28 protein-coding genes are annotated in these 22,072 nt (G+C 66.8%); 17 read left to right on the forward strand and 11 right to left on the reverse strand.

All coding sequences use genetic code 11. The features are described 5' to 3' along the window. Positions 1-313: 313 nt before the first annotated feature. From I5E68_RS00280 to I5E68_RS00320, 9 genes are read left to right on the forward strand one after another with little or no spacing between them, the layout of a single operon-like run. Entirely contained in the window at positions 314-754 is a 441-nt protein-coding gene (locus I5E68_RS00280; protein ID WP_197159717.1) for an RrF2 family transcriptional regulator, read from the forward strand. Then, the gene (gene sufB / locus I5E68_RS00285) at positions 755-2,251 is read left to right on the forward strand and encodes a Fe-S cluster assembly protein SufB (protein WP_228726732.1); all 1,497 of its coding nucleotides are present in this window, start codon (positions 755-757) and stop codon (positions 2,249-2,251) included. Beyond that, a complete protein-coding gene (locus tag I5E68_RS00290; protein WP_197159718.1) occupies positions 2,251-2,745 on the forward strand; it encodes an endonuclease domain-containing protein in 495 nt (164 codons plus the stop codon). The genes sufB and I5E68_RS00290 overlap by 1 nt, the downstream gene beginning before the upstream one ends. 2 nt (positions 2,746-2,747) lie before the next feature. After that, entirely contained in the window at positions 2,748-3,503 is a 756-nt protein-coding gene (sufC, locus tag I5E68_RS00295; RefSeq protein WP_197164354.1) for a Fe-S cluster assembly ATPase SufC, read from the forward strand. Then, the gene (locus I5E68_RS00300; protein ID WP_197159719.1) at positions 3,500-4,237 is read left to right on the forward strand and encodes a SufD family Fe-S cluster assembly protein; all 738 of its coding nucleotides are present in this window, start codon (positions 3,500-3,502) and stop codon (positions 4,235-4,237) included. Before sufC ends, I5E68_RS00300 begins: the two co-directional genes overlap by 4 nt. Further along, complete coding sequence (locus I5E68_RS00305) at positions 4,234-5,448, forward strand: aminotransferase class V-fold PLP-dependent enzyme (protein ID WP_197159720.1); 1,215 nt, start codon at positions 4,234-4,236, stop codon at positions 5,446-5,448. The genes I5E68_RS00300 and I5E68_RS00305 overlap by 4 nt, the downstream gene beginning before the upstream one ends. Continuing rightward, a complete protein-coding gene (locus tag I5E68_RS00310; protein ID WP_197159721.1) occupies positions 5,445-5,930 on the forward strand; it encodes an SUF system Fe-S cluster assembly protein in 486 nt (161 codons plus the stop codon). The genes I5E68_RS00305 and I5E68_RS00310 overlap by 4 nt, the downstream gene beginning before the upstream one ends. Continuing rightward, positions 5,927-6,445, forward strand: a complete 519-nt coding sequence (locus I5E68_RS00315) for a GNAT family N-acetyltransferase (RefSeq protein ID WP_323982042.1) — start codon at positions 5,927-5,929, stop codon at positions 6,443-6,445. Before I5E68_RS00310 ends, I5E68_RS00315 begins: the two co-directional genes overlap by 4 nt. After that, positions 6,442-6,804 carry a HesB/IscA family protein gene (locus I5E68_RS00320; protein WP_197159723.1) on the forward strand — a complete coding sequence of 121 codons (363 nt, stop codon included), beginning with the start codon at positions 6,442-6,444 and terminating at the stop codon, positions 6,802-6,804. Before I5E68_RS00315 ends, I5E68_RS00320 begins: the two co-directional genes overlap by 4 nt. A 33-nt stretch (positions 6,805-6,837) precedes the next feature. Here the strand turns inward: I5E68_RS00320 and I5E68_RS00325 are convergent, their stop codons facing one another. Further along, complete coding sequence (locus I5E68_RS00325; protein WP_197159725.1) at positions 6,838-7,770, reverse strand: hypothetical protein; 933 nt, start codon at positions 7,768-7,770, stop codon at positions 6,838-6,840. A 68-nt stretch (positions 7,771-7,838) separates the two neighbouring features. Beyond that, positions 7,839-8,318, reverse strand: coding sequence for a hypothetical protein (locus tag I5E68_RS00330; protein WP_228726733.1), 480 nt, complete (start codon positions 8,316-8,318; stop codon positions 7,839-7,841). Positions 8,319-8,491: 173 nt separating this feature from the next. Between I5E68_RS00330 and I5E68_RS00335 the strand changes: the two genes are divergently transcribed. After that, complete coding sequence (locus I5E68_RS00335) at positions 8,492-9,490, forward strand: adenosine kinase (RefSeq protein ID WP_197159727.1); 999 nt, start codon at positions 8,492-8,494, stop codon at positions 9,488-9,490. A 58-nt stretch (positions 9,491-9,548) separates the two neighbouring features. Then, complete coding sequence (locus tag I5E68_RS00340; protein WP_197159729.1) at positions 9,549-10,067, forward strand: 3'-5' exonuclease; 519 nt, start codon at positions 9,549-9,551, stop codon at positions 10,065-10,067. Positions 10,068-10,089: 22 nt separating this feature from the next. On the opposite strand, the gene I5E68_RS00345 is transcribed toward I5E68_RS00340, so the two are convergent. Together I5E68_RS00345 and purD are read right to left on the reverse strand one after the other, a co-directional pair. Then, on the reverse strand, positions 10,090-10,602 hold the full coding sequence (locus I5E68_RS00345) for a hypothetical protein (protein WP_197159731.1): 513 nt from the start codon (positions 10,600-10,602) through the stop codon (positions 10,090-10,092). 5 nt (positions 10,603-10,607) lie between these two features. Next, on the reverse strand, positions 10,608-11,906 hold the full coding sequence (gene purD / locus I5E68_RS00350; RefSeq protein ID WP_197159733.1) for a phosphoribosylamine--glycine ligase: 1,299 nt from the start codon (positions 11,904-11,906) through the stop codon (positions 10,608-10,610). Between purD and xseA the strand changes: the two genes are divergently transcribed. The 4 genes from xseA (at position 11,868) to I5E68_RS00370 (ending at position 15,723) form a co-directional block, all read left to right on the forward strand. Continuing rightward, a complete protein-coding gene (gene xseA, locus I5E68_RS00355) occupies positions 11,868-13,445 on the forward strand; it encodes an exodeoxyribonuclease VII large subunit (protein ID WP_197159735.1) in 1,578 nt (525 codons plus the stop codon). The genes purD and xseA overlap by 39 nt on opposite strands. Positions 13,446-13,471: 26 nt before the next feature. Continuing rightward, a complete protein-coding gene (locus I5E68_RS00360; RefSeq protein WP_197159737.1) occupies positions 13,472-13,675 on the forward strand; it encodes a DUF2093 domain-containing protein in 204 nt (67 codons plus the stop codon). A 24-nt stretch (positions 13,676-13,699) separates the two neighbouring features. Next, positions 13,700-14,611 carry a M23 family metallopeptidase gene (locus tag I5E68_RS00365; RefSeq protein WP_197159739.1) on the forward strand — a complete coding sequence of 304 codons (912 nt, stop codon included), beginning with the start codon at positions 13,700-13,702 and terminating at the stop codon, positions 14,609-14,611. Positions 14,612-14,727: 116 nt separating this feature from the next. Then, positions 14,728-15,723 carry an esterase-like activity of phytase family protein gene (locus tag I5E68_RS00370; protein ID WP_228726734.1) on the forward strand — a complete coding sequence of 332 codons (996 nt, stop codon included), beginning with the start codon at positions 14,728-14,730 and terminating at the stop codon, positions 15,721-15,723. A 260-nt stretch (positions 15,724-15,983) separates the two neighbouring features. Here the strand turns inward: I5E68_RS00370 and rpmB are convergent, their stop codons facing one another. Further along, positions 15,984-16,271 carry a 50S ribosomal protein L28 gene (gene rpmB / locus I5E68_RS00375; RefSeq protein ID WP_197159742.1) on the reverse strand — a complete coding sequence of 96 codons (288 nt, stop codon included), beginning with the start codon at positions 16,269-16,271 and terminating at the stop codon, positions 15,984-15,986. A gap of 115 nt (positions 16,272-16,386) precedes the next feature. Between rpmB and I5E68_RS00380 the strand changes: the two genes are divergently transcribed. Then, positions 16,387-16,842, forward strand: coding sequence for a nucleoside deaminase (locus I5E68_RS00380; RefSeq protein WP_197159743.1), 456 nt, complete (start codon positions 16,387-16,389; stop codon positions 16,840-16,842). Between the two features lie 27 nt (positions 16,843-16,869). Here I5E68_RS00380 and I5E68_RS00385 read toward each other — a convergent pair whose 3' ends face one another. From I5E68_RS00385 to nadC, 3 genes are read right to left on the reverse strand one after another with little or no spacing between them, the layout of a single operon-like run. After that, positions 16,870-17,598, reverse strand: a complete 729-nt coding sequence (locus I5E68_RS00385) for a ribonuclease T2 family protein (RefSeq protein WP_228726735.1) — start codon at positions 17,596-17,598, stop codon at positions 16,870-16,872. Beyond that, on the reverse strand, positions 17,585-18,025 hold the full coding sequence (locus I5E68_RS00390; protein ID WP_197159744.1) for a hypothetical protein: 441 nt from the start codon (positions 18,023-18,025) through the stop codon (positions 17,585-17,587). Before I5E68_RS00390 ends, I5E68_RS00385 begins: the two co-directional genes overlap by 14 nt. Positions 18,026-18,032: 7 nt before the next feature. Beyond that, a complete protein-coding gene (gene nadC / locus I5E68_RS00395; protein WP_197159745.1) occupies positions 18,033-18,923 on the reverse strand; it encodes a carboxylating nicotinate-nucleotide diphosphorylase in 891 nt (296 codons plus the stop codon). Positions 18,924-19,387: 464 nt separating this feature from the next. On the opposite strand from nadC, the gene I5E68_RS00400 reads away from it, so the two are divergent. Further along, a complete protein-coding gene (locus I5E68_RS00400) occupies positions 19,388-19,600 on the forward strand; it encodes a hypothetical protein (RefSeq protein WP_197159746.1) in 213 nt (70 codons plus the stop codon). Between the two features lie 129 nt (positions 19,601-19,729). Here the strand turns inward: I5E68_RS00400 and I5E68_RS00405 are convergent, their stop codons facing one another. The 3 genes from I5E68_RS00405 to I5E68_RS00415 all read right to left on the reverse strand — a co-directional run bounded on the left by I5E68_RS00405 (position 19,730) and on the right by I5E68_RS00415 (position 22,040). Continuing rightward, on the reverse strand, positions 19,730-19,933 hold the full coding sequence (locus tag I5E68_RS00405) for a hypothetical protein (RefSeq protein ID WP_197159747.1): 204 nt from the start codon (positions 19,931-19,933) through the stop codon (positions 19,730-19,732). Positions 19,934-20,029: 96 nt separating this feature from the next. Continuing rightward, positions 20,030-20,827, reverse strand: a complete 798-nt coding sequence (locus I5E68_RS00410; protein WP_197159750.1) for a LytR/AlgR family response regulator transcription factor — start codon at positions 20,825-20,827, stop codon at positions 20,030-20,032. Positions 20,828-20,873: 46 nt separating this feature from the next. Then, complete coding sequence (locus tag I5E68_RS00415; RefSeq protein WP_197159752.1) at positions 20,874-22,040, reverse strand: sensor histidine kinase; 1,167 nt, start codon at positions 22,038-22,040, stop codon at positions 20,874-20,876. Positions 22,041-22,072: the final 32 nt, after the last annotated feature.

Genomic DNA, 22,072 nt, shown 5'->3' on the forward strand with positions numbered 1-22,072 from the left:
AGCGCCATGTCGCAAATCTACAATATTTAGCCCCTTCATCGGCATAGACGGGACCTGCGACCCGAAGGGCTCGTAGCGGGATGCTCACGAGTTCTTTATTACCTTAAGGGCGGTTTCTCCTTCGCGGGAAACCGCCCTTTTTTTATGGTCTTGTCTCTATTGCAAGGCAGGTTGGTGCTTCCGGGTGTTACCGCTCCCGCCGGATTCGCCCGATTCCCGGCCACAGCCCATTGAATCCGTGCCGCGCATGCACTAGGTGAAACTGGAAGAAATCGATCCAGTTTGACCTTCGGGCCACTTCGCAAGGGAGCCTATGCGCCTTTCCAGCATGGCAGATTACGCCGTCGTCATCATGTCCGCAGCCGCGCGGCATTGTGGCGCGTGCGCGCTCGCCATGCCCGATGGCGGCAAGCGCTCGCTGCTTTCGGCCGGACAGCTCGCGCAGGAGACGGGCGTGCCTGCCCCGACCGTGCAGAAGCTGGTGAGCAAGCTGACTGCCGCTGGCCTGCTGCGCTCGTCGCGCGGGGTCGGGGGCGGGCTGCGACTGGCACGACCGCCCGCAGCGATCACGATCGCCGATATCGTCGAAGCCGTGGAGGGCCCCATTGCGCTCACCGCGTGCATCGATAATGGCAAGCACGATTGCACGCTGGAAGGCCAGTGCAACGTGCGTCCGCACTGGTCGCCGGTGAACGCGGCCGTGCGCGGGGCATTGGCACAGGTGCCCCTGACCCAGTTCGTCGAGGAAGCATAAATGACACAGGATTCCGCCCCGCCCGCCCCCGAGGTGCGCGACCAGGCCGCCCGCGACGCCGCGGCGCGTGTTGCCGACTATGAGCATGGCTGGTCGTCCGACATCGAGCAGGAATATGGCCCCAAGGGCCTGTCCGAGGACACCGTGCGCTTCATCTCGGCCAAGAAGGAAGAGCCCGAGTGGATGCTCGAGTGGCGCCTCAAGGCCTATCGCCGCTGGCTCGAGATGACCCCGCCCGACTGGGCCAAGCTCGACGTGCCGCCGATCGACTATCAGGAAGCCTACTACTGGGCCGCGCCCAAGAAGAAGCCGACGCTCAACAGCCTCGACGAGGTCGATCCCGAGATCCTGCGCGTCTACGAGAAGCTGGGCATTCCGCTCGAGGAGCAGAAGGTGCTCGCCGGTGTCGAGGGCGCGCGCAAGGTCGCGGTCGACGCGGTCTTCGACTCGGTCTCGGTCGCCACCACCTTCCGCAAGGAGCTGGAAGCGGCGGGCGTGATCTTCCGCTCGATCTCCGAGGCGATCCGCGAATACCCCGAGCTGGTGAAGAAGTGGCTCGGCAAGGTCGTGCCCCAGCATGACAACTACTTCGCGGCGCTCAACTGCGCGGTCTTCTCGGACGGGACCTTCGTCTACGTCCCCGAAGGCGTGCGCTGCCCCATGGAGCTCTCGACCTATTTCCGCATCAACGCCGAGAACACAGGCCAGTTCGAGCGCACGCTGATCGTCGCCGACAAGGGCGCCTACGTCTCGTACCTCGAAGGCTGCACCGCCCCCCAGCGCGACGAGAACCAGCTACACGCGGCCGTCGTCGAACTGGTCGCGCTCGAAGATGCCGAGATCAAGTATTCGACGGTGCAGAACTGGTACCCCGGCAACGCCGAGGGCAAGGGAGGCATCTACAACTTCGTGACCAAGCGCGCGCTGTGCCAGGGCGACCGTTCGAAGGTGTCCTGGACCCAGGTCGAAACCGGCTCCGCCGTGACTTGGAAGTACCCCTCGTGCGTGCTCAACGGCAAGGATTCGGTCGGCGAGTTCTACTCGGTCGCGGTCACCAACAACTTCCAGCAGGCCGATACCGGCACCAAGATGATCCACAACGGCGCGGGCTCGCGCTCGACGATCATCTCGAAGGGCATTTCGGCGGGCAAGTCGAACAACACCTATCGCGGCCTCGTGCGCGTGGGCGCCTCGGCGGAAAACGTGCGCAACTTCACCCAGTGCGATTCGCTGCTGCTGGGCAAGGAGTGCGGCGCGCACACCGTGCCCTATATCGAGGTGAAGAACCCCTCGGCGCAGATCGAGCACGAGGCGACCACCTCGAAGATCAGCGACGACCAGCTGTTCTACGCCATGCAGCGCGGCCTCGACACCGAGGCGGCGGTCGGGCTCATCGTCAACGGCTTTGCCAAGGAAGTGCTCCAGCAATTGCCGATGGAATTCGCGGTCGAGGCGCAAAAGCTGCTCGGCATCTCGCTCGAAGGGAGTGTCGGCTGATGGCCACCGAACGCAAGACCCTGGGCGTAAGCCTTTCGGGCGGGCCCAAGGCTGACGCCAAGGCCAGCTTCAACGTCAAGGGCGCCCGGCTGGAGACGCTGAAGGAGCGCGCCAGGGATATCCGCCGCAACCCCAGCGAGGCGCAGAAAGCCCTCTGGGCCGAGCTTTCGGGCTCGAAGCAGGGCGGCGTGAAGTTCATTCGCCAGTCGGTGGTGGGTTCGACCATCGTCGACTTCGCCTGCCCGTCGCGCTGGATCGTGGTGCAGCTGAGCGCCGATGATTCGAACCCCGACGTCAACGAGCTGCAGGACCGCAAGCTGACAGAGGTCGGTATTCGCGTGTTGCGCTTCTCCGAGGACGAAGTGCTCGAGCGCATCGAAGGCGTCGTGCGCGAGATCAACACAGAACTCAACGTGCCGTTCGACAAGCGCTCCGCGCGCCGGAAGGCCGGTTCCACTGCTACGCCCCGCTTCGACGAGGGCGCTGAAGGATGACCATGCTTACTATCGATAACCTGCAGGCGAACGTCGCCGACAAGCCCATCCTCAAAGGTCTCTCGCTGACCATCAATCCCGGCGAGATCCATGCGATCATGGGCCCCAACGGCGCTGGCAAGTCGACGCTGGGCTACACGCTCGGCGGGCGTCCGGGCTACGAGGTCACCGGCGGTTCGGCCACGCTCAACGGCGAGGACCTGCTCGAAATGGAACCGCACGAGCGTGCGGCGGCCGGCCTGTTCCTGGGCTTCCAGTACCCGGTCGAGATTCCCGGCGTCTCGTTCGTCCAGTTCCTGCGCGAGGCAGCCAATGCCCAGCGCAAGAGCCGCGGCGAGGAACCGCTCACCGGTGGCGAGTTCCTCAAGCTCGCCAAGGAAAAGGCAGCCCTGCTGCGCATGGACATGGACATGCTCAAGCGCCCGGTGAACGTGGGCTTCTCGGGCGGCGAGAAGAAGCGCGCCGAGATGGTGCAGATGGGCGTGCTCGATCCCAGGCTGGCGATCCTCGACGAGACCGACTCGGGCCTCGACATCGACGCGCTCAAGACTTGCGGCGAGGGCATCAACGCGATCATGCGCGCGCCCGACAAGGCGGTGCTGCTGATCACGCACTACCAGCGCCTGCTCGACTACGTGAAGCCCGACTATGTCCACGTCCTCGCAGGCGGCCGGATCGTGAAGTCGGGTGGCCCCGAGCTCGCGCTGCGGCTCGAGGAAGAAGGCTACGAGGCGGTCGTCCAAGAGCCGGCGGCATGAGCGGTACGGCAACCCTCCCCACCCGCAAGGACGAGGACTTCCGCTACGCCGACATGACCGCGCTGGCGCAGGTCTGGCCGATCGTGCCCGAGGAAATCTCGGTCGCAGCCGGCGAGGAAGCCGCGCTCGAGATCGTCGAGAGCGGCGCCGAACCGGTGGCGCGCCACCTGCTGATCACGCTCGGCAAGGGCGCGAAGTTCGACCTGCGCGTGCTCAGCGCGGGCCCCGCCTATGGCCGCATCGCCATCGAGGCCCGCCTCGGCGAGGGCGCGGACTTCACGCTGGGCGCGGCGCAGCTGGCGACGGGCAAGGAAACGCTCGAGGTGGTCACCAAGGTGGTCCACGCCGAGAAGGACGCGACCTCCAGCCAGATCGTGCGCTCGGTGCTCGCGGATCACTCGACCGGCAGCTACCTCGGCTGCATCGGGGTCGAGCGCGGCGCGGACGGCACCGATGCCCAGCAGTCGGTGCGCGCGATGCTGCTCGACCGCACCGCGACGGCCAATGCCAAGCCCGAGCTCGAGATCTACGCCGACGACGTTAAGGCGGCGCACGGCTGCGCGGTCGGCGAGCTCGATGCGCAGGGCCTGTTCTACCTGATGAGCCGCGGCCTCACCCCCGCCGATGCAAAGCGCCTGATGCTTCAGGCCTTCATCGCCGAGGCCTTTGCCGGTGCGGCGGGCGAGGAAGCGCTCACCGCTGCCGCGCAGGAGCGTCTGGAGGCGATCCTTTGAGCGCCGAGACCCTGACCCTTCGCGTCCAGTTCCCCGGCCTTGCCGGCGGCTGGCACTACCTCGACACCGCCGCGACCGCGCAAAAGCCGCAGGCAGTGATCGACGCGACCGTTGCCGCCATGGGCCGCGACTACGCGACCGTGCACCGCGGCGTCTACGCGCGTTCGGCCGAGATGACGCTCGCTTTCGAGGCCGCACGCCGCCGTACCGCGCAGTTCTTGGGCGGACGCGAGGACGAGGTGGTCTTCACCCGCGGCGCGACCGAATCGATCAACCTCGTCGCGCAGACCTGGGCACAGGACAACATGAAGGCAGGCGACCGCATTCTCGTCTCGACGCTCGAGCACCACGCCAACATCGTGCCCTGGCAGATGCTGCGTGATCGCATCGGCATCGAGATCGACGTGTGCCCGCTCACCGCGGATGGCGCGATCGACCTCGAAGCCGCCGAGAAGATCCTCGACGAGCGCCACAAGCTCGTCGCGCTGGCGCATGTTTCCAACGTGCTCGGCTCGGTGCTCCACGTGGAACATGCAGCGAAGCTGGCTCACAACGTAGGCGCGAAGCTGCTCGTCGATGGCTGCCAGGCCGCGCCGCGCATCGCGCTCGACGTGGCCGCGATGGACTGCGACTTCTACGCCTTCTCCGCGCACAAACTCTACGGTCCCACCGGGATCGGCGTGCTCTGGGCTCGGCGCGAGATTCTCGAGGACATGCGCCCCTGGCAGGGCGGCGGCGCGATGATCGACCGCGTGACCTTCGACGAGACGACTTACGCCCCTGCCCCGCAGCGCTTCGAGGCCGGCACCCCGATGATCATCGAGGCGCTTGGCATGGCAGCGGCGATGGACTGGCTCGAGGGCGTGGGTCTCGAGCGCGCGCTGCGCCACGAGCGCGAGCTGACCGCAGTGCTGCGGCGCGAACTCGCCGCGCGCAACGACGTGACCGTGTTCGGACCCGAGGATTCGCTGGGCATCGTCAGCTTCGCGCTTGACGGTGTCCACCCGCACGATCTTGGCACGATCCTCGACGAGGAAGCCGCCGACGGCACCCGCGTCGCGATCCGCGCCGGGCACCACTGCGCCCAGCCGCTGATGGACCATCTCGGCGTACCCGCCACCGCCCGGGCCAGCTTCGGCCTCTACAGTGATGAAAGCGATATCGAGGCGCTCCTGAAAGGGATCGAGCGCACGAGGAGAATTTTCGGATGAACGACGAGAAGCCCACCTTCCGCGTGGAAGAAGTCGATGCAGCGACCCCGCCCCAGCGCGCACGGGTCGACGATGCAGCGGCTCCCGCTGCCGGTGCCGCGGGCGGCGAACGCCAGCGCGACTATCTCGACGGTTTCCTCGCCGAGAAGCCGCAGGGCGAGGACCCCGGCGCGCCCGGCGGTGCGATCTACGAAGCCGTGATCGATGCGCTGAAGGAAATCTTCGACCCCGAGATCCCGGTCAACATCTACGACCTGGGGCTCATCTACAATGTCGAGGTCTCCGACGAGGCATCGGTCAACGTTATCATGACGCTCACGACACCGCACTGCCCGGTCGCCGAATCGATGCCCGGCGAAGTCGAGATGCGCGTTGCCGCGGTGCCCGGCGTTCGCGATTGCGAGGTCGCGCTGGTGTGGGATCCGCCGTGGGACATGGCCAAGATGTCCGACGAGGCCAAGCTCGAACTGGGCATGCTGTGAGCGAGCCGAGCACCACACTGGAGCCGCAGACGGACGCGGTGACCGTACGGCTTGCCGACTACGGCTACGCGCCCGACGGCGAGGCGCTGGTCGTGCTGCTCGACGCCTATGCGCGCGATCCGATGGGCGGTGGCAAGGGCCTCGACCCGGCGGTCGCGAACCGCCTCGTGCCCGCGCTCAACGCCTTTCCGGGTGCCTTCTCGATGCTCGCCTTCCGCGATGGCAAGCCGGTCGGCCTCGCCAATTGCTTCACCGCCTTCTCGACCTTCGCCGCACGCCCGCTCGTCAACATCCACGATCTCGTGGTAGAAGAGGGACATCGCGGACAGGGCATCGGCCGCGCGCTGATGCAGGCCGTCGAGGCCGAAGCAGCCCGTCGCGGCGCGCTCAAGGTCACGCTCGAGGTGCTTTCGGGCAACGAGCGGGCCAAGGCGCTCTATGCCGCGCAAGGGTACGAAAGCTACGCGCTCGATCCCGCCAAGGGGACGGCGCAGTTCTGGGAAAAGACGCTATGACGACCACCACCGCAACCGCCCGTCCGCGCCCCGCCGCCGTCGTGCTCACGCCCAATGCCGAGGCGCGCGTCGCCGCACTGATGGCAAAGGCACCCGCGGAGGCCATCGGCGTCAAGCTCTCGACCCCGCGTCGCGGCTGCTCGGGCCTCGCCTACTCGGTCGACTACGTCACCGAGGAAGTGGCGATGGACGAGAAGATCGAGACCCCGGGGGGCACCTTCTACATCGACAGTGCCTCGGTGCTCTATCTGATCGGCTCGACGATGGACTGGAAGGAAGACGACTTCACCGCCGGATTCGTCTTCGACAACCCCAACGCCAAGGGTGCCTGCGGCTGCGGCGAGAGCTTCACCGTCTAAGCGCGCTGGCTCTTCCGGACAAAAGTCAGGACCCTAGTCCTGCGCGAGGAAGCGCAGCAGCGCCTTGTCGTATTCGTCGACCTCCCCGTTGCGCGCAATCCTGCCGTCGAGCCAGTCCGCTTCCTCGCCGGTGATCTCTCGCGCGGCGGCGACCAGTGCCTCGAGTTCGGGTCGAGGGCCCTTGCGTCCGAAAGACTCAGCAACCTGCGCGGGACTGGCGAGCATCGCCAGCACGCGCCCCATGAACCCGCCGACCGACGAGCCGGTATCCTTCATGAAGGCTTCGAGTTCGGCCGCGCGCTCGCGGCCGAGCGGCGTATGCTGAACAAAACCCTGCAGGTAGCTGCCCACGCCCTGCACGAAGAGCGCCTTCCATTCGAGCGCATTGTCTGCGCCGAGCGTCTCATCCTTCAGGCGGAAGAGCATTTCGGCCTCACGGCGGCTGACCGCAGCGGGACGGTCCGATCCGCTGGCGAAGAGTACCCGGCGCAGGATCAGCGCCTCGGCCTCGTTGACCTTGCCCTTCTCGAGCATGCCGCCGCCGCGCATCGGTCCCTCGCCGGTCAGGACCATGCGCTCGATCGTCCCGATCGCCCACAGGCGCAGCATTTCTGGGGTTTCGTGCGATGTCTCGAGGATACGAACCAGAGCCTCGAGCTCGGTCAAGGAGCACAGGCAACCGTCGGCATCGACATGATCGACGAACCAGCTGGCATTGGCCTCGGTCACATAGCCGCGCGGGGAAAGCCTGTTGACGACGTAGTCGGCAATGGCCTCGACGAAAAAGTCGCTCCACTCGCTGCAGGGAACCGAGACCCGCGCATTGATCGCGAAGATCTCTTCGGCCAGCTCGGGCTCGATCGAGCCGCTGGCCCAGCCCGCCAGACGCAGCGCCGCGACTTCCTCGGCGCGAATCACCCCGTCGAGCAGCGCCTGCTCTGCTACATCCTTGAAATTCGTAGACATCGTATCCGCGACCCCTCTTCCTTGGGGTCAAATCTGCCATTCGCGGACTAATCGATGGTTAATTCCGCTTACTTCTGGCGCAGAGCAGCGACGCAGGCGGCGCGGTCGACGTCCTGTCCGTCGGACGAACGTCGCGCATCAACGTATGTCGCGACCGGCGTCTTCGAGCCCGAGGTCGGATAGAGATAGACGTCGAGCAGACAGGCGCGCCCGGTAAACTGCAGCTTGCGCGCATCGCCCTCCCACACCCGCAGGCGCGGTGCACCGAACTGGCGCTCGAGCTCTCGCTCGGTGACGCCGATCACGCCCTCGAGCCCGCGGATGGTCTGGAAGCTGGGGTCGCGCGCACCGCTCGGCGCTGCCGGACGGACACTGGGCACGCGGGTCGGCGTGCGGGTCGAACCTCCGCCGCCTCCTGACGCCGAAACGCAACCCGCCAGCAACAGGGCCAGGCCACAGGCAGTGGCAAGCGGACGGATCGGAAAGGGACGCAAGGTCCCTTGCGCGACTGGGACCTGCGAGCGCGAAGGCGCAAGGTTCGGGATCATCATTATCCGCCAGCGTGTTGCGCGCCGACCCCATCGTGTCAACGCAAAGTGAAGGTGCAAGGTGTTGCCCCGCGATAAACGGCGCGCTACTCGCGCCATGATGCATTGCGTGAGCCACGCAAGCCCGCAACACTTCCCGAACATTCTTCCCCTACGAAAAGGACTATCCCCGCATGAGCCAGCCTGCCCCGACCCTGGACGTCATTGCCATCGGCAATGCCATCGTCGACGTCATGGCGCCCTGCGAGGATGCACTGATCGAGGAACTGGGCCTCGTGCGCGGCGGCATGACGCTGATCGACACCGACGGCGCACGCGACCTCTACGCGCGTATGGGTCAGGCCACCGAGATCTCGGGCGGTTCGGCCGCGAACACGCTGGCAGGTCTCGCCGCGCTCGGCGCGCAATGTGGGTTCATCGGGCAGGTTGCGGATGACCAGCTCGGCGAGATCTTCGCGCACGACATCCGCGCCGGCGGCATTGCCTTCGAGACCGCCGCGCGCGCGGGCGATCCGCCGACGGCCCGGTGCCTGATCTTCGTCACCCCCGATGGCCAGCGCACGATGAACACCTACCTCGGTGCCTCGCAGTTTCTGCCTGCCGAGGCGCTGAACCTCGACACCATCGCCAGCGCGCAGGTGCTCTACCTCGAAGGGTACCTGTGGGATCCCGAAGAGCCGCGCGCGGCCATGCGCGCCGCGATCGAGGCCGCGCGCAATGCGGGCCGCAAGGTTGCCTTCACGCTCTCCGATGCCTTCGTCATCAACCGCCACGGCGACGACTTCCGCGCGATGATCGATGCCGGGCAGATCGACATTCTCTTCGCCAACGAGATCGAACTGGCGACGCTGACCGGTGAGCAGGACTTCGATGCTGGCATCGCAGCGCTTGCGCCCAAGGTGCCGGTCCTCGTCGTGACCCGCTCCGAACACGGGGCGGTTGCCGCAACCGGCGGCGAGATCACGCATGTTCCCGCCGAGCCGATCGAGAAGGTAGTCGACACCACCGGCGCGGGCGACCTGTTCGCCGCCGGCTTCCTCTTCGGCCACGTGCGGGGAATGGACGTTGCCAAGTGCCTGCGTCTTGGTGCAATCTGCGCCAGCGAGATCATCTCGCACATGGGCGCGCGTCCCGAGGTCGATCTCAAGCAGCTCGTCGCCGAGCGCGGCTGAGGCCGGAGCAACCGACAGCAGCCGGACAGCGCCCCCGTAAGACGAGGAGGTCTATGGGTTGAGCTGTCCGGCGCTGATCGATTTCGAGGCGAGCTGCCTGCCCGAATACGGGCAGTCCTTCCCGATCGAGGTCGCCATCGCGCGCATCGACGGCTCGAGCCGGGCCTGGCTGATCCGCCCCTCGCCTGCCTGGCGCTACTGGGACTGGTCGGACGAGGCCGAGGCGCTGCACGGCATCAGCCGCGAACTGCTCGCGGACAAGGGCCAGCCTCCCGAACTGGTGCTCGACGAGATGATCGCCTTCACCCAGGACTGCGATCTCTACGCCGATGCCGACCTCGACGAATACTGGCTCGAGGTCCTGTGCCACGCGGTCAAGCGCCCGCCACCCTTCCCGATCCGCTACCTCGGCGAATTCATCGGTCGACGCGGCTACACCCGCCCGCAGGTCGTCAGTGCGCTCGAGGAAGCGAAACGCCGCGCACCCAAGGAACACCTCGCGCGCGAGGATGCCAAGCGGCTGGCGATCATGGTCAAATACCTGCTCGACCAACCGCCGCAGGGCCTCAGCCGCTAACCGCCAGTCATCGGACTGGACCTCAGGACGCAGGGACAGGTGCGTCGTCTGCGCTCGCGGCCTGCATCTCGCGCAGGCGCCCGACACATTCCTGCCGCGCGCCGTCGCGCTCCTCGACGAGACGGTCGGCGAGCCGGGTGGTCAGCGCGCATTCTCGCTCGGGGCGGATCGGGTGGTCGCGCAGGCATCCCTTCTCGGTAGCGAAGAGGTTGTCGGCACAGTCCTCGAAGGCAGCGACGTCGGCGGCATGCTGGGCGCGGCAGGCTGCTGCCCAATGGTTCTTGTAGGTCAGCTCGGCGGCATTGTTGCAGTCCTCGTAGGCGACCTGGGCCGCCTTCTCGCGTCTGGCCCTGTCGGCCAGAGCCTTGGTCTGCACGCGCGCGCTGTCCTGCTGCTCGACCATTTCCTGTGTCTGGCGATGCAAGTCCTGCGAGGGCAGGTAGATCCCGTAGTAGAAGCCGACGCCCCCGCCCGCGAGCAGCGCCGCGAGCGAGAGCGAGAGCTTCAGCACCGTATCGACCCGGCTGCCCGACATCGCGTTCAGCCCTGCCGCCTCTCGCGCGCCACCTCGCGGTAGCCGATGTCGCGGCGGCAGAAGCCGCTATCGAAGTCGATCGCATCGACGGCCTCGTAGGCCCGCGCCTGCGCCTCGGTGACGTTGCGCCCGCGCGCCGTGACGCTGAGCACGCGGCCGCCGCTGGCGACGAGCTGGCCGTCCTTCATCGCGGTTCCGGCATGGAAGACCTTCACGGCATCGCTCTCCGCCGCCTCGATACCGTTGATCGCGCCGCCCTTCTCGGGCGTGTCGGGATAGCCCTTGGCGGCCATGACCACGGTCAGCGCGGTCTCGTCGACGAAGCGTGGCGGGGCGACCGAACCGAGGCGGTTCTCGGCGCAGGCGTGAAGCAGCTCGACGAGGTCGCTCTGCAGGCGCGAGAGGATCACCTGGCACTCGGGATCGCCGAAGCGGCAGTTGTACTCGATCAGCTTGGGCCCCTCGCGGGTCAGCATGACGCCGAGGAACAGCACGCCGCAATAGGGCAGCCCGGCATCGGCGAGCGCGCGCACGGTCGGCGCGATGATGCGGGTCATCGTCTCGCCGGTGAGCTCGGGGGTGAGCACCGGCGCCGGGCTGTAGGCGCCCATGCCGCCGGTATTGGGCCCGCTATCGCCGTCGCCCACACGCTTGTGGTCCTGCGCCGAGGCGAAGGGCACGATGGTCGAGCCGTCGGTCAGCGCGAAGAAGCTGGCTTCCTCGCCATCGAGGAACTCCTCGATCACCGCTTCGGCGCCGTGGCCGTCCTCACCGACCTGCCCGAAGCGGCCGGCGAAGATTTCCATGACCGCCATTTCGGCCTCAGCCATGGTCATGGCGACGGTGACGCCCTTGCCTGCGGCGAGGCCATCGGCCTTGACCACCACCGGCGCGCCGAACTCGGCAAGCGCTGCAAGTGCAGCCATCTCGCTGGTGACGCGCACATAGCGCCCCGTCGGGATGTCGGCACGCGCGCACAGGTCCTTGGTGAACCCCTTGGAGCCCTCGAGCTGCGCCGCACCCTGATTCGGACCGAACACCGCGATGCCCTCGGCGCGCAGAGAATCGGCAAGCCCGTCGACAAGCGGTGCCTCGGGGCCGATCACGACCAGCCCGATCTTGTGTTCCTCGCAGAATGCGGCCACGGCGCCGTGGTCTCCCGCATCGAGCGCGACGCACGTCGCCTCCTGCGCGATCCCCGGATTTCCGGGGGCAGCGTAAAGCGTGTCGCAGAGCGGGGATTGCGCCAGCTTCCAGGCCAGCGCATGTTCGCGGCCACCCGAGCCCAGCAGAAGGATGTTCATAGCCCCGTGCCTTTCAATCGATCCAATGACGATGACTCATTCGAAAACGGTCGTTCGGGAGGGCTGGTAGCGAAGCAGGAGGCGGGGGACAACGCCGCGCCGCTCTCGATCAGCGAGATTTCCGCGCTTCTCAAGCGCACGGTCGAGGATCGCTTCGGCTTCGTGCGCCTGCGCGGCGAGCTTTCGGGGGTCAAGCGGGCGGCCTCGGGCCACCTCTACTGCGCGCTCAAGGACGACAAGGCGGTGATCGACGGGGTGATGTGGCGCGGCAATGCCCAGCGCCTGCCGTTCCGCCCCGAAGACGGCGTCGAGGTCATCGCCACCGGCAAGCTGACCACCTATCCCGGCCGCTCGAAGTACCAGATCGTCATCGAATCGATGGAGATCGCCGGCGAAGGCGCCCTGCTCGCGCTGCTCGAGAAGCTGCGCCAGCGGCTCGCCGCCGAGGGGCTCTTCGCGCCCGAGCGCAAGCGCGCCCTGCCCTTCGCGCCGCGCGTCATCGGCGTCGTCACCTCGCCCACCGGCGCGGTAATCCGCGACATCCTCCACCGCCTCGCCGACCGCTTCCCGACACAGGTGCTGGTCTGGCCGGTGCTGGTCCAGGGCGAAGGCGCGGCGCAGCAGGTCGCGCGCGCGGTACGCGGTTTCTCCGAGATGCCCGCCGACGGCCCGGTCCCGCGCCCCGACCTCGTCATCGTCGCACGCGGCGGCGGCTCGATCGAGGATCTATGGAGCTTCAACGAGGAAGTGGTGGTCCGTGCGGTCGCCGAATCCTCGATCCCGATCATTTCCGCAGTCGGCCACGAGACCGACACCACCTTGTGCGACCACGCCGCCGACCGCCGCGCGCCGACCCCAACCGCTGCGGCCGAGATCGCGGTGCCGGTGCGCATGGAACTGCTCTCCCAGCTCGAGGAAATGGGCTCGCGCATGCGCCGCAGCGCGCTGCGGCCCGTCACGCTCGGGCGCGAGCGGCTCGAGGCGCGCGTGCAGCGCCTGCCCCGCCCCGACGCTATCCTCGCTGCCAAGGCACAGATCCTCGACGATCTGACCGAACGGCTGCGTCGGGGCCAGCGCGATCAGGCGGGCGGCAAGCGCGAGGTGCTTGCACGCGTCGCGGGACGGCTCTCGCTGCCGCTGCTCCAGCGCCAGGTCGTCGATGCCGCGAAGGACCTGCAGCGCACCGGGCTCGAGCCGCGCCTGCTCACCCGCCGCATGGCGATCGAGCGCGACCGGCTCGCCCCCTTCGCGCGCGTCCTGCCCCAGCTCGACCCGCGCCTGCCGCTCCAGCGCGGCTATGCCCTCGTCAAGGCGACCAGCGGCGAGGCGCTGACCTCGCGCGAGAAGGCCGCTGCCCATTCCTCGCTGGTGCTCGAATTCCGTGACGGAGAGCTTGCTGTCTCGACCGGGACCGGCGGCTCCACCGCGCCATCGACGCCGGCACCGAAAGCTTCGGTCTCTGCGCCGCGCACCGAAACTGCCTCAAGCAAGAGCGCGCGACCGAAGCCGAGCGAGCCGCGACAAGGCGATTTGTTTTGACCGATCTGCTCTGCTAGTTTGCGAACATGTTGATGTCTTCTGCCGATCGCCCCGCCAAGCTCGCCTACGGTCCCAACAGCTTCCGGATGCTAAGCCCCGGAAACTACGTAGAATGTGCCGTGAGCGGCGCGCCTATTTCGCTCGAGGAGCTGCGCTACTGGAGCGCCGTGCGGCAGGAGCCTTATGCCAGCGCCGAGATCGCCACCCGGCGCCTGCTCTCGGATTCCTGAGCGACCTGCACACGGAGTAATCCCATGACCCGTTTTACGCCTCGCGCGGTCCGCATTTCCGGGACCTGTGCGCTGTTAGGTGTCGCCCTCGCCGGACTGGTTGCGGCGCTCGGCGCCATGCCCGCAGTCTCTTCAGCCGAGGCTGCGCCGACCGGCTCGAGCGCACCGCGCCCGGCCACACTCACCTTTTCGGGTCGCCTGACGCAGGGAGGCTGGATCAGGGGCTTTGCGCCGCGCGGCGTGCGCTCGATCACGCTCGACGGCCAGGACCTGCCACTCTCCGCGCAAGGTGGCGAATGGTTCGCCGCCTTCGACCGCGACGCCGGGACCAGCGCGACGCTTACCGCGCGCTATGCCGATGGCCGCGTCGAAACCAAGCAACTGACCGTCTCGCCGCGCGACTGGAACATCGAACACGTCAACATCGCGCGGCGCAGCGGCGGTCCTTCCGCGGCCTTCATGAAGATCCGCAGGCCCGAACTGGAAATGATCGGCGCGGCGCGCGCGATGCGCACCGGTGCGCAAGGCTGGCGACAGGACTTCATCTGGCCGGTCAAGGGTCGCATTTCAGGCCGGTTCGGCTCGCAGCGCATCTATCGCGGCGAACCGGGCAGCTATCACTCGGGTATCGACATCTCGACCGGCACCAGCGGCACGCCCTTCGTCGCACCGGCGGACGGCGTCGTCATCCTTGCCGCGCAAACGCCCTTCTCGCTCGAGGGCAACCTGCTGATGATCGACCATGGCAACGGCCTCAACAGCGCCTTCCTGCACTGCTCGGCGATCACCGTTAAGGAGGGTGACCATGTCGCCCAGGGGCAGGTCATCGGCCGCATCGGGAGTAGCGGCAGAGCGACCGGGCCGCACCTGCACTGGTCGATCAAGTGGGCCGACGCGCGGCTCGATCCGCTGCTGTTCACCGGACCGATGGACTGAACAAGGCGGCCCCGCGCAGCTTGTGCGGGGCACGCGCCACCACGCGTGGTTGCAACAGCGCTTGCCCTGCGCCGCAGCTAGTCTATGCACCACTTGTGCAGCGCAGCATCGCCCTTTTGATCCTGATTGTCGGCCTGCTTGGCCCCACCTGGATCCGCAGCCCGATCGAAGCGGTCGTGCATCCACACAGGATGACCGTCTCCGACCACCAGATCGCTCCGGGAACACGGTTTTCCGCACACCTTGGACCGTTCCGGTTCGAACGTGGCTGGCAGCTTCGCGGGCCCGAGGTCGGCGGTTACTCCGCACTGCTCGCCTATGGCGGCGGCAAGTTCGTCACACTCAGCGACGATGGCCAGTGGCTTGCCTTCCAGATGGCCGCAAATCGTCCCTGGCAACATGCCATGGGCAAGGTGAAGTTTGGCAAGATCGCACGCGAGAAGAACTACCGCGACGTCGAATCGGCAGTGCGCGATGCCCGGACCGGAACGATCTGGCTCGGCATGGAAGGTATCAACGCGATTGCACGTACCGATGACATGTTGCGCTCGAACGCCCGGGTCGAACCCGAGGCGATGAAGGACTGGGGATTCAACTCCGGTCCCGAATCGATCGTGCGCATCCCGGACGGACGCTTCGTGCTCATTCGCGAGGCGCCCAGCGGCTATTTTTACGGGACCGAGCACAAGGCGGTCATCTTCGACGGTGACCCGATCACCAGCGGCGAACCGCGTGAGTTCAGCTTTACCAGTGCGCCCAACTTCTCGGTCGTCGACATGACCCTGCTGCCCGACGGGCGCGTGCTGATCCTGATGCGGCGTTTCGTGTGGCCGATGCCGATGCAGTTTGCCGGTCGCATCGCGATCGCCGATCCGGCGACGATCGAGCCGGGCAAGCCCTGGCCTGCGCGCGAGATCGCGGCGCTTTCATCGGACCTGCCGGTCGACAATTTCGAGGGCATCGCGGTCACCCCGGGCAATGCCGGGAGGCTGAACGTCTGGCTGATCTCGGACGACAACTTCATGACCACGCAGCAAAAGACCCTGCTGTGGAAGCTCTCGGTCGACCCTGACGAGCTGCCTTGGCCGAAGGCTGGCGACGCCGCCCGTTGAGGGCGGCAGGGCCACCTTACCGGGGCTGAACCGCTCCAACGGCACCGTCAATTGCGGCGCCAACAACCCTAGCAGCCAGGCCGGAAGGAACGCAGACACGCCGAAAGGCGCGCAGACGAACTGCACGCCTTACCGACATGTCCCGGATTTCCGAGTGGCCGGAACCGTCAGCAACGCATCGCGCGAGGTACGCGCGAGGCGGCGGCGGTCACCGGTCAGGAAAGCGCATCGCGGGGCCCGATGGCCACCGCGACGGGCAATCAGGCTGCGACGGCAGCCTTCTTGAGCTCGCGCTTGACCTTGACGGCGCGCGGGCTGAGCTTGGCGTCCGAGGTCTTCAGCAGCCAGTTGTCGAGGCCACCATTGTGCTCGACCGAACGCAGGCCGTGGGTCGAGACGCGGAACTTGAAGCTGCGGTCCAGAGCTTCCGACATCAGCGTGACGTTCTGCAGGTTGGGCAGGAAGACGCGCTTGGTCTTGTTGTTGGCGTGGCTGACGTTGCAGCCGACCTGACGGCCCTTGCCGGTCAGTTCGCAGATGCGGGACATGTTTACTCTCGCTCGAAAAAAAACGGTTGCCGTTTGTACGGGAAGGCGCGCCCTTACTGATTCCCCGGGGGAAGGTCAAGTTGCATGGCGCTTTTCGGCAGGCTAGCGCTGTGTCATGACTCGCTGGCCGCTCCCCGAATACATGGCTCTCGCCCTAGCGCAAGCCCGCGAAGCCGCCGATTCGGGCGAAGTACCGATCGGCGCGGTGGTGGTGAAGGACGGGAATGTCATTGCGACCGGTCGCAATGCCCCGCGCGCACACCACGACCCTACCAGCCATGCCGAGATCGAGGCGATTCGCGCCGCCGCGGCGATTCTCGAGGACGAACGACTCACCGGCTGCGAGCTATGGGTCACGCTCGAGCCCTGCGCGATGTGCGCGGGCGCGATCGCCCATGCGCGCATCGAGCGGCTCTACTATGGCGCCAGCGACCCCAAGGGCGGTGCGGTCGAGCATGGTGCACGGGTCTTCGACCACCCCCAGTGCCTGCACCGTCCCGAAGTCTATGGGGGGATCGGCGAGGCCGAGGCCGCCGACCTGCTGCGCAGTTTCTTCCGGGAGCGGCGCTGAGAGGGTGCGTCCCCTCCCCGCGCTGCCCTACAGGCCCCGCCAGATCTTCATCGCCACACCGTCGCGCGCGCCCAGCTGCCGCGCGGCGCAGGCCTTGGGACGGAAGTCCCGACCGTAACAGAGCCGCACTTCGCGCAGCCAGCCGCCACGGCTGAGATCGATCCCCACTGCGCCTCGTGGCCAGCCCGGGTTCGCCGCCAGGAAGGCATCGCGCAGGTCTCCCGCGACGAGGTCCTCCTTGCGCGAAAGGCGGTCGGCATCGGGCCAGGTCACGGCGTCCCACAGAATCCCGGCGGTCTTGAAGTAAGCCGAGGGCGTCGCGGTCATGCAGGTGCCGTGCTTGGCCCATTCGTGGACAAGCAGCGAGGCCGAGGGCGTGCGGCACATGTTGCGCCGGATGAGCGCAGCCGAGGGCCGGTAGCGCGCCGCACACCACTGCGGTGCGGGTCCGCGCGCCGCCTCGGGCCACAGCCCGTGGAGCACGAAGCCGAAGCGCCCGTAGCGCCGGGAGCACTGCATCGAGGTGGTATCGCCATGCATCTTGCACCAGTCGGGCGACCAGCTCGCCGCGAGCGTGTAGCGCGCGACCGGAGCCCGGCGCGACGGACCATCGGGCGCGGGAAGCGCCAGTGGCGCCACATGCTCGGGGATGCGGCACTGGTAGGCCTGTGCGAGGACGGGAAGCGGCATGAGCGCAAGCCAGCTCGCGACCACGCGAGCCGCAAGGCGCAGCCGGCGCCTCTCAGTCGAAGACATCGGCCGCATCCGGCTCGCCCGTGCCGCGCCGGCTCAGCCAGCGCTGGCCTTCGGGCACCAGCATCACACAGGCCGCCGCGACATGGACGAACTGCGCCGCGAGCGTGGAGAACGCATAGGCACGTTCGGCCCCCTCGGCAGTGAACGCCTGCCAGTCCGCGACATGCGGGACCAACCCGAGGAAGGCGAGGCCGAAGAATATCCAGTAGGCCACCCGGCTCGCCCGGCGTGCGACCGCGAACCAGAAGCACAGGAAATAGCCCATGGAGAACATGATCGTGAGAAGCGGCACGTAGGCAGAGCCTCCCATGCGCTGCGCCTCGGTCACGAGCACCTCGTACCAGGCCACCATGATCGCGAGGCTCGCGAGCGCCGCCAGCACGACCAGCGCCTCGAACACGCGCAGCACGGGCGGCTTGGCGCGCACCCGGCGATCAGCCCGCGTCGGCGGCGAGCGGGGTGAAGTCGAGCCCGACGTCGGCAGCAGGCGCGCTCTGCGTCAGGCGGCCGACCGAAACGTAGGTCACGCCGGTCGCGGCGATGGCGCCGATGGTATCGAGATTGACCCCGCCCGAAGCCTCGGTCGGGACGCGCCCCGCAACCAGCGCAACGGCTTCGCGCAGCATGGCGGGGCCCATGTTGTCGAGCAGCAGGTGATGCGCGCCAGCGGCAATGGCGGGCTCGATCTGATCGAGGCGGTCGACCTCGCAGATGATCTGGGCCACCCCGGCATCGCGGGCACGCGCAACTGCCGGGCCGACCCCGCCCGCGACAAGAACGTGGTTGTCCTTGATCATCGCCGCATCCCACAGTCCCATGCGGTGGTTCTGCGCCCCGCCCTGCCGCGTTGCGTACTTCTCGAGATGCCTGAGGCCGGGGATTGTCTTGCGCGTGTCGAGCAGCGTCGCGTGGCCGCCCATGGCGTCGACGTAGGCGCGAGTCATGGTGGCGATGCCCGAGAGATGCTGGACGGTGTTGAGCGCGCTGCGCTCGGCGGTCAGCATCGCGCGGGCATTGCCGCAAAGGCGCATCAGCGCGGTACCGGGGCCGACCTGCGCGCCCTCCTCGACGAGGATCTCGATTTCCATTGCCGGATCGAGACGTGCGAAGAAGGCGGCGGCAAGCGGCAGGCCCGCGACGGTCACCGCGTGGCGCGCATCCATCACCCCGGCAAAGCGCGCATCGGCATCGATCACGCTTTGCGAAGTGACGTCCTGCCCGCCACCGGGCAAGCCTTCTCCCAGGTCCTCGGCAAGGGTGGCCTCGACGAAAGCGTCGAGATCGAAGGCGGCGGGCGCGATGCCGGCAAGGCTGTAAGCTGTCATGGTGCTGTCCATGCCAATCCGGTGCCGCGCTGTCGAGATCGCTGTAAGCCAACCGCGGGTCCTGTCGCGGATTGTCGGCCTGCGAGGTCCCGGGCAGGCAGGCAGGGGGCTGGCACGCAGCGCCTCGCCACGCTTTCGCCTGTCGGTCAGAACCCTCGTTCCAGCCCGGAATCGACTGTCATCAACTTGCAAAATTCGCAAAGTCGGCGTAGGGAACGAGTCAGCACGAGCCATCAACCCGCTGGCGCTCGCGGCTGTAACAACTCCCCCCGCTGCTCCCCTTGTGGAGCCTTGCCGCGGTTCCGTGTTCAGTTGCGCCTGCCCGGGATGAAATGCGTGCCTAGCACCGAGTTCGGGCAGATGCCCGTCCGAAACCCACCATGCCCGTGATCTGGCGCGAGCACCGCGGACTATCCGCGCGCGTCTCATTCAGGCATGCCGACTTGAACACTGAGGAGTATTCCATGGCCAGCAATGGGCCCGTCAAACCGTTCCTGATCCAGAAGGACGACAACGGCAACTTCCGCCTGACGGTGCGTACCACGCGCTACAACTCGATCGGTTATCCGATCGTCTCCTCCAAGCTTCAGGACGAGGTTTTCGAGACCCAGTCGGCCGCGAAGAGCTTTGCGCGCAAGAACTTCAACGCCGAAGCTGGCGAGTACGCCACCAAGTAAGCGATATACGGGGGAACACCGAAGCGGTCGTTCCCCCGGCCACCTTCGTGGCCACTGCGGGGCTATTGGCCCATGCGGCAGGGGCGCCCCGGCACCAATACCGGGCAGCACCCTTGCCGATCTGCACGATCAGTCCTGCTTGGGCGTGACCCAGACTTCCACGGGGGTGATGAACTTGCCGGGCGCGGGCTTGCCCACCTCGACACGGTCGGCGGTCACCAGCTCCCCGTTCTCGAGGTTGAAGCTGGCCCAGGGCTTGGGCATGCGCCCGAACTTCATTTTCTGGATGGGACGGCCCGTGGCCGTGTTCATGATCGTGGCGATGATGCTCATGGCCGCGCCGTTAGCGCTGCTGCGGCACCGCTGTCACGGGGGCGGCAGCGGCCCTTCCACAGACCGCTCGCCCGTCCCCCTTCCAGCCGTCTGCGATCAGTGGACGAAGCGCGCGATGACGTCGCGATAAGAGCGCGAGACCTTCACCTGCGCGCCCGAATCGAGCACGAGGAAGCATTCGCCGTTGGTGTGCGGCTTGACCTGGCGGACCTGGTTCAGGTTCACGATGGTCGAGCGGTGGACGCGCTGGAACACGCGCGGATCGAGGCGGCGCTCGAGGTCCTTCATCGTCTCGCGCAGGATCAGCGAATTGTCGGCGGTGCGGATGCACATGTAGTCGCCCGCAGCCTCGATGTGCTCGATAGAATCGACGTCGATGCGGAAGATCTGGCCGCGATCCTTGATGTTGATGAGCTTCTCGTAGCGATCCGCATTGGGATCGGCATCCTCGGGAATACCCTCGACCGCATCGGGAGCGACTTCCTGCAGCACGGTCTTGAGCTTTTCCGCCTCTTCGGCCGAGCGCTTTTCGGTAAGACGCTGGCGCACGCGTGCGAGCGTATCGTCGAGGCGGGTCTCGTCGACCGGCTTCATCAGGTAATTGACGGCATTGGCCTCGAAGGCGCGTACCGCATGCTCCTGATAGGCAGTGACGAAGACGAACAGCGGCGGCTCGATCTCCATCACGCCCTTCACCACCGAGAACCCGTCGAAGCCGGGCATCTGGATGTCGAGGAACACGAGGTCGGGCTTTTCCGTCTTGATCTTGCGGATCGCCTCGCGACCGTTCGAACACGTGTCGATGATCTCGACGTCGGGATACTTCTCCAGCCGCAGCTGCAGGCCCTGGATCGCCAGTTTCTCGTCATCGACAAGGATCGTGCGGATAGTCATTTATATGTGTCTCCGGAACGCTGAACGAGCGCGCTCCCAAAAAGTTTCAGCGCGCCATCATCGCAGGCTGGCGCGACGCTTCGGACATGTCTTCGGCGGAGTCGTCGCGGCGGTCGGCCGGGATCTCGATCAGCACCGCGAAACCGCCCTCGACCGGCTCGATGGTCTCGAAACGATGTTCGTCACCGTAAGCCTGGGCAAGGCGGTCGCGGATGTTCGAAAGACCCACACCGGTCGAGACCGGCTCCCCTCCATCGTAAGACATGCCCGACAACCTGTTGTCGGTAGTGGGACTTTGCAAGCCCGGGCCGGTGTCCGAGACGGTAATGCGAAGCCTGGGACCGACGAGTTGCGCCGCGATGGTGATCTCGGCGCCGGTTTCCTGCGGGCTGACTGCATACTTGATCGCATTCTCGACCAGCGGCTGGAGCAGTAGCGAGGGCAGCAGGCACTTCTCGGTGTCGGAATCGATGGTGAACGTGGTGCGCAGCCGCTCCTCGAAACGCATGCGCTCGATGTCGAGGTAGAGCTTGAGCGTTTCCACCTCCTGCGCGATCGTCACCCGCGCCGAGGGCTTGTTGATCAGCGTGTAGCGCAGGAACGAGGACAGCCGCGTCAGCATCGCGTTGGCCGGATCGGTCTGCTTGAGCAGCACCAGCGTCGAGATCGAGTTGAGCGTGTTGAACAGGAAGTGCGGGTTGAGCTGGTAGCGCAGCATCGCAAGCTGCGCGCTCGTCGCCTGGCTCTCGAGGCGGATCAGCTGGTCGTTCTGCTCCTCCACCTGAAGGTAGAAGTTGATCGCGTAGTAGAGCGCCGACCATGCTCCCAGCAGCGTCGCGTCGAGATAGAACACGCCGAGAAACAGCTGGGTGAAGCTGGCGTCCGAATCGGTGCGCCACAAGGACCAGACCCAGGCGTCGATGAAGGCATGCAGGCCGACCGCGACAGGCAGCAGCAGCGCGGTAAGGCCCCAGGTGACGATCGGGCGGCGCGTGATCAGGCCGCGGTAGATCACCGAGAGGACCAGCGAGATCGAGAAGCCGGTAATGGTCTGGATCAGCACCAGAACCAGCGAGGTCAGCGGCTGGTTGTTGGCGATCATCGACATCGTGCGCAGCAGCATCGCCCCGGCCCAGCCGGCGGTCTGCAGGCGCCAGAAGGCCTTGTCCTTGTTCGCGAAGAACGGGATCGGCTGGATGGGCAGGACGCGCATGGCCACCATCTAGCGCATGTCCGCCTGCGCCG

It is taken from the genome of Novosphingobium aureum (assembly GCF_015865035.1).
In the GTDB taxonomy this organism is placed as follows: Bacteria; Pseudomonadota; Alphaproteobacteria; order Sphingomonadales; family Sphingomonadaceae; genus Novosphingobium; species Novosphingobium aureum.